We start from the raw sequence: 14,388 nt of genomic DNA on the forward strand, positions 1-14,388 counted from the left end.
TAAAAGAAAACTACTATATTTACTATAGCTATAACCTATCAATCAAACAATTAATGTCTAATACTATTTGTTATATAAGTAATGCGAGTGAATATTTAGTTGAAAAAGATATTAATGAACTTTTTGATAAAGTAACTGCATTTAATAATTCCAGAGGAATTAAAGGTATTTTGCTTTATAGTTCAGGGAATTTCTTTCAAATTTTGGAGGGTAATAAGGAAACTATTAATGACCTATTTTATAATCGAATAAAATTAGATCCAAGACACAGCAATATTTTTGTTGTTATAGAAAAGCAATATCCGAGTTCAGTCTTTAATGAATATAGTAGTAAATTCAACACGGTTAAGAATTCTGCAGACCTGAAAAAGATCATTTCCTATTTAGAGAACAATAAATATAACTCCACACACGAAAAATTGAAACGCCTTCTCGGTCCATTTTTATTTTCTATGGAAGATTAGTTTTCCTTCATTTTTTCAATAATAATTTCTTCCGAATATTTCAAATATTAAACCCGCAGCATTTACTAGATCTTAAATGGTGATTTTAAAGTAGAAGCATCTGTGCACACAACTGCTATATATTTAATTGAACCTACTTATTCTTTATCTCAAAGTCTTTCTCTCAAACTATTTATTGCCGAGATATGATTTAGCATTTGGAAAACTAGATTAAAACCAGATAAAATTTTCTAATTATAGTAAACTTTTGAATTTTATTAACCAGAAAAAATATCTTTGCAACTTAATAAAGAAGAGCAACAAGGATGAATTTAACGATTGAAAATATTTTATTGGTTGGCTCTTTATTACTTCTTATCAGTATTTTTGCTGGTAAGACTTCTTATAAATTTGGTGTCCCAACCTTATTACTCTTCTTAGCAATTGGAATGTTGGCAGGCTCTGATGGTATTGGAGGTATCCGTTTTGACGATCCAAAACTCGCTCAATTTATTGGAATTGTTTCCCTTAACTTCATCCTATTTTCAGGTGGACTAGACACCAATTGGTCTTCTGTTAAACCCATTCTTTGGGAAGGAATCGCATTATCTACTTTAGGGGTATTATTTACCGCAATCTCTCTTGGAACATTTGTATGGTATGTAACGGACTTTACAATTTATGAAAGTCTGCTTTTGGGCTCTATAGTATCTTCTACAGATGCTGCAGCAGTATTTTCAATTCTTCGGTCCAAAAGTCTTGCTTTAAAAACTAATTTGAGACCAACTTTAGAGCTAGAAAGCGGAAGTAATGATCCGATGGCTTATGTACTAACTATTGCATTTTTAACTTTAGTAATACATCAAGATCAAAGTTTTGTCTCTATAATTCCGTTATTTCTTCAGCAAATGATTTTGGGTGGAGTCGCAGGTTTCGGTTTTGGAGTGATTAGTAAGTACATAATAAATAAAATAAAACTAGATTTTGAAGGGCTTTATCCCGTTCTAGTAATTGCCTTGATGTTTACTACATTTTCTGCCACCGACTTTGTTGGTGGTAATGGGTTTCTTGCAATTTATATTTGTGCAGTTTACTTAGGAAATCAGAACTTGATACACAAAAAAACCATTTTAAAAATGTTTGATGGTTTAGCTTGGTTAATGCAAATTGTATTATTCCTTACTTTAGGATTACTCGTTTTTCCTTCTCAAATTGTTCCATATTTAGGAATTGGAGTACTTATTTCAGTATTCTTAATAATGGTTGCAAGACCTATCGGAGTATTTCTTAGTCTTATATTTTTCAAAATGAAAATGAGAAGAAGATTCTATATTTCGTGGGTTGGCTTGCGTGGCGCAGTTCCTATCGTATTTGCAACCTATCCGCTTTTAGCAGGAATTGATAAAGCGAATATGATTTTCAACATCGTATTCTTTATATCTGTTACCTCTATACTAATTCAAGGAACTACACTTGCCGTTGTAGCCAAATGGTTAAATGTAGGATTACCCGAGAAAGCAAAGGAATTAACAGCAACAGATTTACTTTTGGCAGAAAACCCTAAAGCAGAGATGAAAGAACTCTTAATTACTTCTGACTGCTTTGCAGTAGACAAGAAAATTGTGGAGTTGGGTTTCCCCAAGAATGCAATTATAGCAATGATTAAAAGAGATGAAAGCTATATAATTCCAAACGGACTTACAAAAATCGAATCACAAGACAGCTTAATTGTGCTTGCAGACAGACCTGAAATTTTTGATGAAGTATATAAAACGCTTAAAACAAAATCCTAATAGAGATCAACTTTAAATCTATCTACAATTTTTTAGATAACTAATTTAAGAATACATTCTTTAAACAGGTTCCTTATCTTTTTTCATAACTATAGTTCTATATGGATAAGGAATTTCTATGCTTTCCCTATCAAATCGTTTTTTGATACTTTCTAGTACTGCAGTTTTAAGTTCAAAGCAATCACTGAAACTTTCTCCCCAGGCCCAGGCACGTATGCTTATCGAAAAATCATTTAAAGAAATAACTGCTGTTTTAACCATTGGGTCACCATTTTCTTTGGCGAAAAGTGACCTATTATCTAAAATAAGAGGATGATTTTCACATTCTTCCTGCATTATTTTTTTAGCCAAATCAATATCACTATCGTAAGAAATTCCTATTTCTATTCGCTCACAACATTTGAGTTCCCCCATATCGTAATTAATCAGCTTTTCTTTATTGATAATGGAATTAGGGATTACGATCATCTTATTTTCGAAATTTCTAATCACCGTATGGCGCAATGTTATGTCGGTTACATTTCCAATCATAGTATCTGTAACTTTTACCAGGTCGCCTACTTTAAAAGGTTTAAATGATATAATAAAAACGCCTCCAATTAGATTTGCCAAGGCTTCCTGAGAGGCAACCCCAATAACTATAGCTAAAACCCCTGCTCCCCCCAGAGCTGTTTGTGCTACTCCTCTTAAAGAAGGAAATATTAATAATCCAAGAATGATTCCCACAAAATAAATAACTACTACAAAAACATAGCGTAAAAATTTAAAACTAGTAGGATCATTTTTATTTGTGATCTTATTTTCTATACTTTTTTTGAACCAAATATTTGTACTTGCAGCAGCTACTATGGTCACAATAGTTATTACTCCTAAATAGAGAACAATTTCAAATTTCTTTATAATTATGGCGTCTTTGTCTCTTTCAACAAAAACAAAGCTTAATGCTATTAAGCCTAAAATAAGCCAAAGGGTATTAACTATTCTACTTACAAGATTTATCGTTGTTGGTTTTTCTCGAGGAAATCTTTCATGTTCTTTTTTGAGCAACCATCTGTGTAATATTCTGGTTAGTAATCGCAATAACAGAACAACTACCACAACCCCTATTACCCAAATGATATCTGTTTTGTAGTTGATAAAAAGATCTTTCATAATTGTACTGAAATATTAATTCTAATAATCTGTAATAGGTTCCTCAATGTAAACTTAGTTTTACAAGTTATACATTACAACCTAAATAGAATCGCTAAATATTAAATTATAAGCAATTAGGAGGAGTTGTATGAAAATCATCTATTTCTACATCTGCTATCCCTATAAGAGGTAAAGACAATCTCCTGAATTTCTCTTTAGGAAGAAAAACAGATTCTTTATCTGTAGTCTTTCTCTGCTTGTTAGAAGTGTATTTTGTATCACAACAAGGAAATTTGCTACATATTTATTGAAGCATCGTATTACAAATGCTTCAACTAAAATTCTAAAAGATTTTATAAAGTGTAGTCACTATAAGCCCTTTGTTGTCCTTTGGGATAATAGACAACAGTTGTTTCTCTTCTTTTATAATTAAATTAAATGGCGCAACTAATAAATTTATACCACTTCTTTTTTTTAGCCTAATTCCTTGACCTGAAATGATCTCTTTATTGGGTATAAAAGCACCATCAGGTAAATGTTCTGTTAGAATAACATATTTATAATTCTTCAGTTTACTAACTATATTCTTTACCTCAGCATTAGATAAGTGTTGCAATACTTGTCTTAAGATCACACAATCCCCAGAAGGCAAATTATCTACTGCAATATCCAAACATCGGAATTCTAAATTATCATCCTTAAATTTTGCTTTGTTATGTTCTATAAGTTTTGCTACTATATCTACTGCAACATAGTTTTTGGTATGTCTAACCAATTCTTTCCCTACATTAAAATCTCCACATCCCAAATCACAAACCCTGAGGGGACTTTTGAAAGAGGCTAAAAATGATCTTAAAACTTCTATATATGGATTAACTACCTCAGGATCGTGAGACCCTAAACCTGAATAAAAGTCAGAATTTCCGCTTCCCCAAAGTTTCATTTCATAAACCTGCTCCATAGCATCTTTCGTGGGCCAAGGATTTTTTATTGTTTTAGTTTTATTTTCTTTTTTCTTCATAAAGGGCTATTGGTCTACAGCAACTATAAGATTATAGTTTTAAATGTAAATTCGAACAAACCTACAACTTATAGGGTATAACCTATATTAAAAACTAACAACTCATAAATGATAAACATTTTTGCAACTTTGATCACCAATAAATAGCGAGAATCCTATCTTAAAATGCAATTTTTTCAAAATAAATAGTTCAAGTTTGAAAAATAAAAATTCTGAATGTCCTAGCTTTTAGAATTCAGCTAATTTTATAAGATCAATGTTTTTTATTCCAAGCTGGTTTGAGACGAATATATTTTAGTCTAATTTTATAAGCAGTGCAGGTAATTAAAAATCATAATTATGAAAAATATCTTTTTTATTATTTTCTCAATTAGCATAATCAGTAATTGCTTTGCTCAAAAGGAAACCGAAATCCTGTCAGAAATAAATGCCATTGAAAATGGCCTTGTTAAAAATGTTCAAATAAAAGGAGATTCAATTCAGAGATTTAATATCCAGAAAAGAATGGATTATTATAAAGTTCCTGGAGTGAGTATTGCTATTGTTGAAAACGGAAAAATAAAATGGGCAAAAGGTTATGGTTATGCTAATACCGAAAGCGGAAACAAAGTGGATTTTAATACTCTCTTCCAGGCTGGGTCCATAAGTAAACCTGTGGCTGCTTTGTCTGCTTTAAAACTATTGGAGAATGATAGTTTAGAATTAAATAAAGATGTCAACTATTATTTAAAAAATTGGCAGATTCCTGAAAATAAATTCACTAAAACTGAAAAAGTAACACTCGAAAGACTATTGACCCATACCGCAGGAGTGACAGTTCATGGTTTTCCAGGTTACCAACAAACTGATAATTTCCCCGACATAATTGATGTTTTAAATGGTAATGGAAACACAGAAAAAATAGTCGTCGACACTATACCTGGAAGCATTTGGCGATATTCTGGAGGTGGTTATACCCTAATGGAGAAAGTTGTAGAGGATGTTAGTGGGCAATCTTTCGAGGAATATATGTCTAAAAACATTCTGCTTCCTATAGGGATGAAAAATAGCACCTATCAACAACCTATAACTAAAGAGTTTGAAAGCAACATTAGTGCTGCCTATGACGAAAATGGTGAATTAATAAAAGGCTTATGGCATAATTACCCGGAACAGGCAGCTGCAGGTTTATGGACAACCCCATCAGATTTAGCATTGTATTGTATAGAAATACAAGATATCTTAAAAGGAAAAAAAGATGGAGTTCTCACAAAAGAAACCATAGAAAGAATGCTCACAAAACATAAAAATAATTGGGGACTTGGACCTTCATTACAATCTGAAAAAGATTCCTTAATATTTGCTCATGGCGGAAAAAATGCAGGCTTCACTAACGATATGCTTGCCTATGCTTATCGAGGTGATGCAGTAATAGTAATGACGAATGCTGATAATGGAGGCAAGTTAATATCAGAAATCAAAAATGCAGTTTCCAAATATTATAATTGGTCAATAAGCCAATTTAAAACAGTTGAAGTTATTGAATTGTCTGAAACTGCTTTAAAGCCTTTTACGGGGAAATATGAATTTAAACAGCAAAATATAATTCTAGAAGTTAAATTAAAAGGGAATAATCTTTTTATACCCAATTCACCTATCGGTGATTTAAACCTTATTCCTTTAACAGAAAAACAATTTATTGATTTAGAAAGTGGCACAGTCATAGAGTTTATAGTTGATGAAGAAGACAAAGGATTTATTGTTGACAATAGCTTTACATTAATTAAAATAGAAGAATAGGTATCACAAGAAAGTCTATTATCAATTGCCCGGGCTCAGTCTTACTAAGGAAATCTGTAGTATTTTCCAAAGCTTCATTTTCCTTTTGCTTATAGAAATAAGCTAGGTTTGTGAATAGAAAATTCTAGGTGCCCTATCTTTCTAGAATTCAACGCAATTTATGTAATTAATACTTTTTTCTTCATAAAACAAGCTATTGGTCTACAGCAACTATAAGATCATAATTAGTTATTCAAATTCTAATATTCTAACAAACCTACAACTTATAGGGTATAACTTATATTAAAAACTCACAACTCAAAATTAAATAAGATCTTACAAATTTTGTTACCAGCAAATAGCAAGCAATTGAGTTTAAAGTGATATTTTACAAAAAAATAAGAAGTTTTACATATTAAATCTATTGCTAAATTAACATAGAAGAAAACAGAGAATGGCTGATAAAAATTTTACTTGGGTTAAAACTCATGGAGAAATAACAGATTACCTTAAAACCAAAGAAAACTCTCAGATTGAATTAATTGAGCTATTAAAATCAATTGGTATTACACCTTTTAATGATAAAGATCAACCAGGAGATCAATTTATAGAACTAGAAGAAATCGATCCTTTTACATTCTTTTGCTATATATATAAATATGGCGGTCGAAAAAGGCTATACTATTTAAAGGAAATAGCAAAAAAAATAAATGCTTCAATTCCTTCAGACGAAAAAGGAATTCCTTCTGCACAAGCTCAACAAGTATGGTTATTCCCATATAAATATAATAGAGAAAACAAGGAGATTTCTAGATTATGGTCATTCTTTTTTAAAGCATTAAATAATACCTTGGTTAATGCTGATTTTGAAGACGTATTAACCATTAAATGTGTAGGTAAGACTAAACTAACAGAAGCTCTATTTTATATTGACCCGGTTAGGTATTTTCCAATTAATGGTCCAACAGCACAATACATTACCAAATTCTTAAATATTAATCCAAAATTTAATTCATTTTCAGAATACACCTCTCTCCTAAATGAGATCAGGTCCAAAACAGACATTCCTTTTTATGAATTATCATATGTAGCATGGGAATGGACTGACAAAATGAAAACATCCTTAAAGAAATCAAAATCGTATTCAGAGCAATTAATAAATTTTTTAGATCAAGCAAAAACAGATAATCTTAAAACGAAACATTTTGATGATGAATATAACGGGACCAAAGTAAAAGTGAGTTTCGGTCAAGGTATGAGTGCTCGTATTCCTTGGATTTCTTTTCTTAAAAAACCATTTACAACGAGTGAAGGAATTTACCCTGTTTATTTATTTTATAAGAATATAGACAAACTTGTTTTAGCATACGGGGTTAGTGAAACAAACAAACCTCAAATAGAATGGAAAATAAATAACCCAATAAAAATAAAAGATCATTTCAGAGACAATTCTCTAGATAAACCCGACAGGTACGGAGATTCATTTGTTTTCAAAATTTATAACACCAATAATCTTCCTGATAAGGATATATTAGATAGTGATTTAAATGAAATTATTCAACAATATTTATCTATTAATATGGATGGTAATAAGAAAATAAAAGCAGCAGCTGATTTCAACCTCTCTCTTTTCCACGAAGATTGTGTAATCTCAGGGTTAAAATATTCAACAAAATTAATCACAAGATATATTTCTTCCCTGACCACTAAACCATTTGTACTATTAAGTGGTTTATCGGGTTCAGGAAAAACAAAATTAGCACAATGTTTTGCCCAATGGATATGTGAAGAAGAAAAGCAATACTGTATTGTTCCGGTAGGTGCAGATTGGACTAATAGAGAACCTTTACTTGGCTACGTAAATGCATTGGATAATAACGAATATATACTTCCAGAAAATGGAGCTTTAGAACTTATTATAAGAGCAAACAAAGATCAGGATAAACCATACTTTCTTATCCTGGATGAAATGAACTTAAGTCATGTAGAGCGTTATTTTGCTGACTTTTTAAGTGTAATGGAATCTATAGACAATTTTAAATTACATTCCGATCGAGACAATGAAAAATCAGGCGTTCCACATGAATTCGCATGGCCCAAAAACTTTTTTGTAGTGGGTACAGTTAATATAGATGAAACTACTTATATGTTTAGTCCTAAAGTGCTAGATAGAGCCAATGTAATTGAGTTTAGGGTTGATGAAACGGAGATTGAAAGTTTTTTGATGGAAGGAAAAGAAATAACCTCTATTGCAAAAATGGGAGCTGAAATGGGCAATTCATTTGTTGAAATTGCTAAAAACAGCACTAATAATAATGACTTCACTCAATTGAATTTAGAGTTATTAAATTTCTTTAAAGAATTACAAAAGCTGGGAGCAGAATTTGGATATAGAACTGCTTCGGAAATTCAAACCTTGTTTTCGAAAATTGATTTAGTAAATCCATCCTATTCAACAAAAGAAAATGAAAAAATAGACATTGCTATTATGCAAAAGCTATTACCCAAACTGCATGGATCCCGAAGGAAATTACTAAAAACGTTAAACCTATTGGCTCAAAAATGTTTAGAAAAAGAGCAAAATATAATTTTTGATGAAAGAGGAGTTTACAAAATTGAAGAAGAAAATGAGATTAAATATAGTTTGTCTTTTGAGAAAATAGCTAGAATGTATAAAAATGCTATAGAAAACGGATTTGCAAGCTATGCGGAAGCTTAAAATACATTTAGGACATATAGTTAAAGAGTTAGATATTGAGTTATATGCAATAATTCCTGACACTCTTTTTAAACTTTCAGATGCGGCCGAAAATAATGAAGCCGAACATCAAATTATTGAGGGCTGTTATTATCAATATAAATTAACAAAAGGTTATAGCCTACAAAACAGTGAAGTAATAGAAGTGTCCAACTTTAATCCTTCTGAAGGAAGAATTAGTCCAAATATTTATGTTGGCACTTTAACTATTCCAATTTTTGAAAATGGAATTGAAAGAGGAGATTTCAAATTAGAAGTTCAGTCAATTAAAACATCTTACCGAAAAGATTATAGATTTATGTTAGAATCTATAACTAAACACGCTACAGATTTAATTTTACAAACAAATTCCCCTGTAAATCAAACTCTAGAAATAGATTTTGATACCGACTCTAAAACACTTTATCAGCAATTCTGTTTTGTTAAATCAATTATTGATACAGAAGATTTTGAGGTTGCAATCCATCAAATTATAAAGGGACCTGTAACTACTTGGACTACTAAAACTGAAAATAAAGATGTTAGAAGTTTAAAAAAATTAAACAGTCGAGCGGTAAGAAATCTTATTCATTCACAAAATAGAGTAAAGCTTCCATCCAATCATCAACTTAGAAATTTCGGTATTGATTCCATCGCAATAAAAATAGGTGCAACGATAAATGAAGAAACCACAGATACACCAGAAAACAGATTTATAAAATATGTGCTAGAATCATTTTTATTCTTTTGTGAAGAGATTCAGTTAAAAAGTAAAAATGGTTCAAGACTCCATAAAGAAGCACAATCCGTTTCAAACAAATTGGAAGCCCATCTACAGCACAATCTATTTAAGGAGGTTTCTAGATCTACAACCATAAAACTGAATAGTCCTATTTTACAAAAAAAAGCTGGCTATAGAGAAGTTTTCAAAAATTGGCTGATGTTTGATCTAGCGGCAAAATTAATTTGGGAAGGTGGAGAAGATATTTATGCAGGAGGAAGTAAAAATATTGCTAAACTTTATGAGTATTGGTTATTCTTTAAATTATTAGAAGCTGTTAAAGAGACTTTTAGCATTCAATCTGAAGAGTATAAAAAGCTAATTAATAAAACTAATGACAAACTAGGTTTACAACTTAAGGAAGGTAGACAAATTGCATTAAATGGGTCATACCAATCGAAAGAAAGAGAGTTGTCTATTCAGTTTTGTTACAATAAAACCTTTGGTAAAAACCATGATTTATCCGTTGAAGGTAGTTGGACGTTGCAAATGGACCCGGACTATACACTTTCTATTTGGCCAAAGCATTTAGATATAAAGGTGGCTGAAAAGACAGAACAAATAGTGCACATTCATTTTGATGCAAAATATAAAGTCAAAGACAAAAAGAACAACTCTAATTTTAAAAATGAAGATGTTTTTAAAATGCATGCATATAAGGATGCGATAAGAAGAACTGGTGGCGCATACATTTTATATCCCGGAACAGATGAAAAGCCAACTAATTTTCAGGGATTTCATGAAATTTTACCAGGTTTAGGTGCATTTTCAATTAGACCATCAGAAGAAAATAGTGGTATAAATCATCTTATTAATTTTATTACCGAAATCAAAAATCACTTTCTTAATAGGGCTACACAAAGAGAAAATATTGCCACAAAAACTTATTCAATTACGAAAGACGGAAAATCTGATTCATTAAATGAGCCAATACCTGAATACTTTAATAATGAAAAATTAATTCCAGATGAAACCTTTGTTTTGGTTGGATTTGCAAAGAATAAGCAAAATCTAGATTGGTATAAAGAAAAAGGACTTTATAATTTTAGGATGAATGATGAAACCGGCTCTCTAATATTCAAAAATGATGTTGTAAACGCTAAGTTTTTATTAATCAGAGAAAGTGGCAATTCAGAAGCGACACACCTATTTAAAATAAAATCCGGGATAAGAGTATTTTCAAAAGAAAAATTAGAAGATTTGGGTCTTGAAAATGCTAAAAAAGAACATTATTTAGTTTGTGAATTCGTGAATGAAAATAGTGATATGAAAGAATTTATTGATGTCCAATGGAATTTCAAAGAATTGGATGAGTATAAGGCAACTGTTTTAGGTAAAAACATAAGGTCAGCCGCAGGTCTTCCTTTTACCACTACTCTTACTAAATTAATGAAGGCAAAAAAAATTAAGCAATGAAAGTTTTTTCTGCCCAAGGTCTTCAGAAGAACTGTAGATTACAACTCAAAAAGTATATCTCAATAAATCGATGAACTGTTTAATTTTTAAGAAGCATTTATACTCAACAATCTCTCCTTAGTCAACCCATTGCCATACCTTAATGGCATTTATAATTTTAAGTTGAAGTTTTATTTACTAGTAAATGATTGAAATTCAGCAATTACACATCTTTAAATGAAACTACAAAGGGAACGCTGAAAATTTTGGGCGGTACAACTACAACTAAAGAATCCACGAAGGATTACCTGCGGTGATCCCTCAAAGCTCCGCTTTGAAAATAGGAAAGGAGAAAAATCATTTACGAGCAAGCTCGACAGATTTTTCTCCTTTCCTATTTATTCGTGACCGCGAAGGGATTCAAACCCCCAACCCTCAGAGCCGAAATCTGATGCGCTATTCAGTTGCGCCACGCGGCCTAATATTTAATTTTCGCCATCTTCTTCCAGCCGCAGATTTTAAGTATTTCTCTCTTTCTCTAACAGCAATTCTAGAACCAAATGACTCAATATTTACAACCTCCCAGGGAATAAAAGCCTTGGTTGATTGGTTTTTCCTGTTATTATGCTCGAGTAAACGTCGGTTAATTTCCTCAGTCATCCCAATATAATAACGATCAAATTTTAAACTATATATAATATATACTAAGAACATCAATTCAATCTGCGCCCCGCCCGTACCGATAAGGCACGTTCGGGCGGGCACGCGGCCAATTCAATTATCAATGACCAATGATCAATGATCATTGCTTATTATTTATTGCTTAATTCTCTCTTAACGATCATGGAGATTGTTTTCCCATCTGCTTTTCCCGCTAATTCTCCAGAAGCCATTCCCATCACTTTCCCCATATCCTTCATTCCTGATGCTCCGGTCTTAGCAATGATATCTTTTACTTTTTGTTCTATTTCTGCTTCGCTTAACTGAGCTGGTAAAAATTGCTCGATCACTGCAGCTTGATCCAATTCTGGTTGTGCCAGATCTTCTCTATTTTGTTCTTTATAAATCGTAGCGCTGTCCTTACGTTGTTTCACTAATTTCTGTAACAACTTCAGTTCTGCATCTTCAGAGATTTCCTCTTTAGACCCATTCTCTGTTTGCGCCAATAATATCCCACTTTTAATGGCACGAAGGGCCTCTAATTTAACCGCGTCTTTAGCACGCATTGCAGCCTTCAATTCGGTCATTACCTGGTCCTGTAAACTCATAATAAGTGTATTAATTAAGACTGCGAATATAAAAATAAAACCTGAAATTCGTGGGGGAATTTCAGGTTAATTGTTAAGGTAAATTTAAGCTTAGTCTACGTTATCGTGCAGAAATGAATTATTACTTCTAAACTTAAGATCGTCATTATTGCCTCCCAAAGTTGTTCTGGAAAGTTTCTCTTCTTCTTTTCTGGAATTGTCTAAATCTATGCCTGCACGTTTATATGCGGGTTGCTTTTCAATTTCATCTATTTGAGCAGCATTGCTTCTAAATTTATAGTTGAATTCTTTCATTTTCGCTCTTCTCTCTGCAGCTCTTTCTATTAAGCCTTCAGAAATAGGATTGTCAAAAGGATCGTTATCGTGATCAGATAAATTTTTCTGTGCAGGTTCAGGTGCCACTGTCTTTTTTTCAAATACAATATGCTCTTCTTCCTCTTCTACTTTTTTCTGAACAGGTTTCGACTTTTTAAGCATTTGCTCCACTTCCATATAATCATCCAGACTATAACGCTTTTCTCCTGTAGAAGAATTTTCTGTAACTGGAATAATCTCAATTGGCTCATTCACCTCCATATCCTTGGTCTCATCATTAAGGTCATGGATAATTCTCTGATTTTTAGGCTTTTCAGCTTCAAAGGATCCTTGAGGCTTTTCAACAGCCTTAGGTTCTTCTCTAGTTTGCTCTTGTTTCGGATTTATAGGAAAATCAAAAGTGAACATAAACTGATCTTCAGCTTCTTCTTCTAGTTTTTCTCTTTCCTGCTTCTCTAGTTTATTTATTTTGGCTGAAGTGTCTGTAATTATAAAATCATCTTCTTTATAAGTCACTTCCTCATATTCCACATCCATGATTCTTGCACTCGGCGGAGTACGCAAATCTTCATTTACTTCAGGAGCCTTAAAATCATCCTCTTCCTCTAAAGTATGAACGATCTTTTGCTCTTTTTCTTCTACTGGTTCTTCTTCAGTAAAAGCAGGTCTTTGAAATCTATTTTGACCAAAATTGTGAACCGCTTTTTGTTCATCCTCTAAGGTGTGGATGATTTTCTTAGTTTCGGTATTTACAATTTCATTTTGCTGCTCTACATTAAAACCCGTTGCAATAATTGTTACTGCAATTGCATCTTCCAAACTTTCATCTTCACCAACTCCCATAATGATATTGGCACTATGTCCTGCTTCATTTTGAATGTGATCGTTGATCTCCCCAATTTCATCTATAGTGATCTCTTCAGAACCAGAAACGATCAATAACAACACATTTTGAGCTCCTTTAATTTTATTGTCATTTAACAACGGAGAATCTAAAGCTTTGATAATTGCATCATTTGCTCTACTTGCTCCAGATGCAGATGCCGATCCCATAATAGCAGTACCACTATTACTAAGAACCGTTTTGGCATCACGTAAATCTATGTTTTGAGTATAGTGATGAGTAATTACTTCTGCAATTCCTCTGGATGCAGTTGCTAACACCTCATCGGCTTTGGAGAATCCAGCTTTAAAGCCAAGGTTTCCGTAAACCTCTCTTAATTTATTATTATTGATAACAATAAGAGAATCTACATGTCTTCGTAGATTTTCTACTCCAAGTTGAGCCTGTTCGTTTCGCATTTTCCCTTCAAACTGAAAAGGAATAGTGACGATCCCAACAGTAAGGATATCCATTTCTTTAGCTTGTTTGGCAATTACAGGCGCAGCTCCTGTTCCTGTACCTCCACCCATACCAGCGGTGATAAATACCATTTTGGTATTGGTACCAAGCATGCGTTTAATTTCCTCACTACTTTCTATAGCGGCATTTTCACCCACTTTTGGGTCTGCTCCAGCTCCTAAACCTTCCGTTAAGTGTACACCTAACTGAATTTTATTGGGGACAGTGCTATTTTCCAAGGCTTGGGAATCTGTATTACAAATTATAAAATCAACTCCCTTGATTCCTTGTTGAAACATGTGATTGATGGCATTGCTACCACCCCCTCCTACTCCAATAACCTTGATCACGTTGGATTGGTTTTTGGGTAAATCGAATGAAATATTTTCGAATTCTGTACT

The 14,388-nt window shown here is 32.3% G+C and carries 10 protein-coding genes and 1 tRNA gene; 5 read left to right on the forward strand and 6 right to left on the reverse strand.

Annotated features, from left to right (window positions below):
- The first annotated feature begins 53 nt into the window (after window positions 1-53).
- A complete protein-coding gene (locus I130_RS12015; protein WP_034923386.1) occupies window positions 54-464 on the forward strand; it encodes a BLUF domain-containing protein in 411 nt (136 codons plus the stop codon).
- Window positions 465-769: 305 nt separating this feature from the next.
- Window positions 770-2,236: a potassium/proton antiporter gene (locus I130_RS12020; RefSeq protein ID WP_034923389.1), complete on the forward strand. Its 1,467-nt coding sequence runs from the start codon at window positions 770-772 to the stop codon at window positions 2,234-2,236.
- Between the two features lie 60 nt (window positions 2,237-2,296).
- On the opposite strand, the gene I130_RS12025 is transcribed toward I130_RS12020, so the two are convergent.
- Both I130_RS12025 and I130_RS12030 read right to left on the reverse strand, forming a co-directional pair.
- Entirely contained in the window at window positions 2,297-3,388 is a 1,092-nt protein-coding gene (locus I130_RS12025) for a mechanosensitive ion channel family protein (protein ID WP_034923392.1), read from the reverse strand.
- Between the two features lie 325 nt (window positions 3,389-3,713).
- On the reverse strand, window positions 3,714-4,391 hold the full coding sequence (locus tag I130_RS12030; RefSeq protein WP_034923395.1) for a class I SAM-dependent methyltransferase: 678 nt from the start codon (window positions 4,389-4,391) through the stop codon (window positions 3,714-3,716).
- A 339-nt stretch (window positions 4,392-4,730) separates the two neighbouring features.
- Between I130_RS12030 and I130_RS12035 the strand changes: the two genes are divergently transcribed.
- From I130_RS12035 to I130_RS12045, 3 genes are all read left to right on the forward strand, one after another.
- Window positions 4,731-6,170: a serine hydrolase domain-containing protein gene (locus I130_RS12035; protein ID WP_034923398.1), complete on the forward strand. Its 1,440-nt coding sequence runs from the start codon at window positions 4,731-4,733 to the stop codon at window positions 6,168-6,170.
- Window positions 6,171-6,603: 433 nt separating this feature from the next.
- Window positions 6,604-8,868, forward strand: a complete 2,265-nt coding sequence (locus I130_RS12040) for an McrB family protein (protein WP_051119706.1) — start codon at window positions 6,604-6,606, stop codon at window positions 8,866-8,868.
- Entirely contained in the window at window positions 8,855-11,083 is a 2,229-nt protein-coding gene (locus I130_RS12045; protein WP_034923401.1) for a DUF2357 domain-containing protein, read from the forward strand. The genes I130_RS12040 and I130_RS12045 overlap by 14 nt, the downstream gene beginning before the upstream one ends.
- A 384-nt stretch (window positions 11,084-11,467) precedes the next feature.
- Here the strand turns inward: I130_RS12045 and I130_RS12050 are convergent.
- The 4 genes from I130_RS12050 to ftsZ all read right to left on the reverse strand — a co-directional run.
- A tRNA-Arg gene (locus tag I130_RS12050) sits at window positions 11,468-11,541 on the reverse strand.
- Window positions 11,519-11,776 (reverse strand): GIY-YIG nuclease family protein, encoded by a 258-nt coding sequence (locus I130_RS16300; protein WP_051119707.1) that lies wholly within the window; start codon window positions 11,774-11,776, stop codon window positions 11,519-11,521. The genes I130_RS12050 and I130_RS16300 overlap by 23 nt, the downstream gene beginning before the upstream one ends.
- 98 nt (window positions 11,777-11,874) lie before the next feature.
- On the reverse strand, window positions 11,875-12,330 hold the full coding sequence (locus I130_RS12055; RefSeq protein ID WP_034923404.1) for a GatB/YqeY domain-containing protein: 456 nt from the start codon (window positions 12,328-12,330) through the stop codon (window positions 11,875-11,877).
- Between the two features lie 90 nt (window positions 12,331-12,420).
- Window positions 12,421-14,388 (reverse strand): cell division protein FtsZ (gene ftsZ, locus I130_RS12060; RefSeq protein ID WP_083932916.1); only part of this gene is annotated, 1,968 nt, incomplete at its 5' end.

Origin of the sequence: Gillisia sp. CAL575 (assembly GCF_000403785.1) — a bacterium.
In the GTDB taxonomy this organism is placed as follows: Bacteria; Bacteroidota; Bacteroidia; order Flavobacteriales; family Flavobacteriaceae; genus Gillisia.

Coding starts and splice junctions, on each gene's coding strand:
- I130_RS12015 (WP_034923386.1), top strand. CDS start 54: ATGTCTAATACTATTTGTTATATAAGTAATGCGAGTGAATATTTAGTT.
- I130_RS12020 (WP_034923389.1), top strand. CDS start 770: ATGAATTTAACGATTGAAAATATTTTATTGGTTGGCTCTTTATTACTT.
- I130_RS12025 (WP_034923392.1), bottom strand. CDS start 3,388: ATGAAAGATCTTTTTATCAACTACAAAACAGATATCATTTGGGTAATA.
- I130_RS12030 (WP_034923395.1), bottom strand. CDS start 4,391: ATGAAGAAAAAAGAAAATAAAACTAAAACAATAAAAAATCCTTGGCCC.
- I130_RS12035 (WP_034923398.1), top strand. CDS start 4,731: ATGAAAAATATCTTTTTTATTATTTTCTCAATTAGCATAATCAGTAAT.
- I130_RS12040 (WP_051119706.1), top strand. CDS start 6,604: ATGGCTGATAAAAATTTTACTTGGGTTAAAACTCATGGAGAAATAACA.
- I130_RS12045 (WP_034923401.1), top strand. CDS start 8,855: ATGCGGAAGCTTAAAATACATTTAGGACATATAGTTAAAGAGTTAGAT.
- I130_RS16300 (WP_051119707.1), bottom strand. CDS start 11,776: ATGTTCTTAGTATATATTATATATAGTTTAAAATTTGATCGTTATTAT.
- I130_RS12055 (WP_034923404.1), bottom strand. CDS start 12,330: ATGAGTTTACAGGACCAGGTAATGACCGAATTGAAGGCTGCAATGCGT.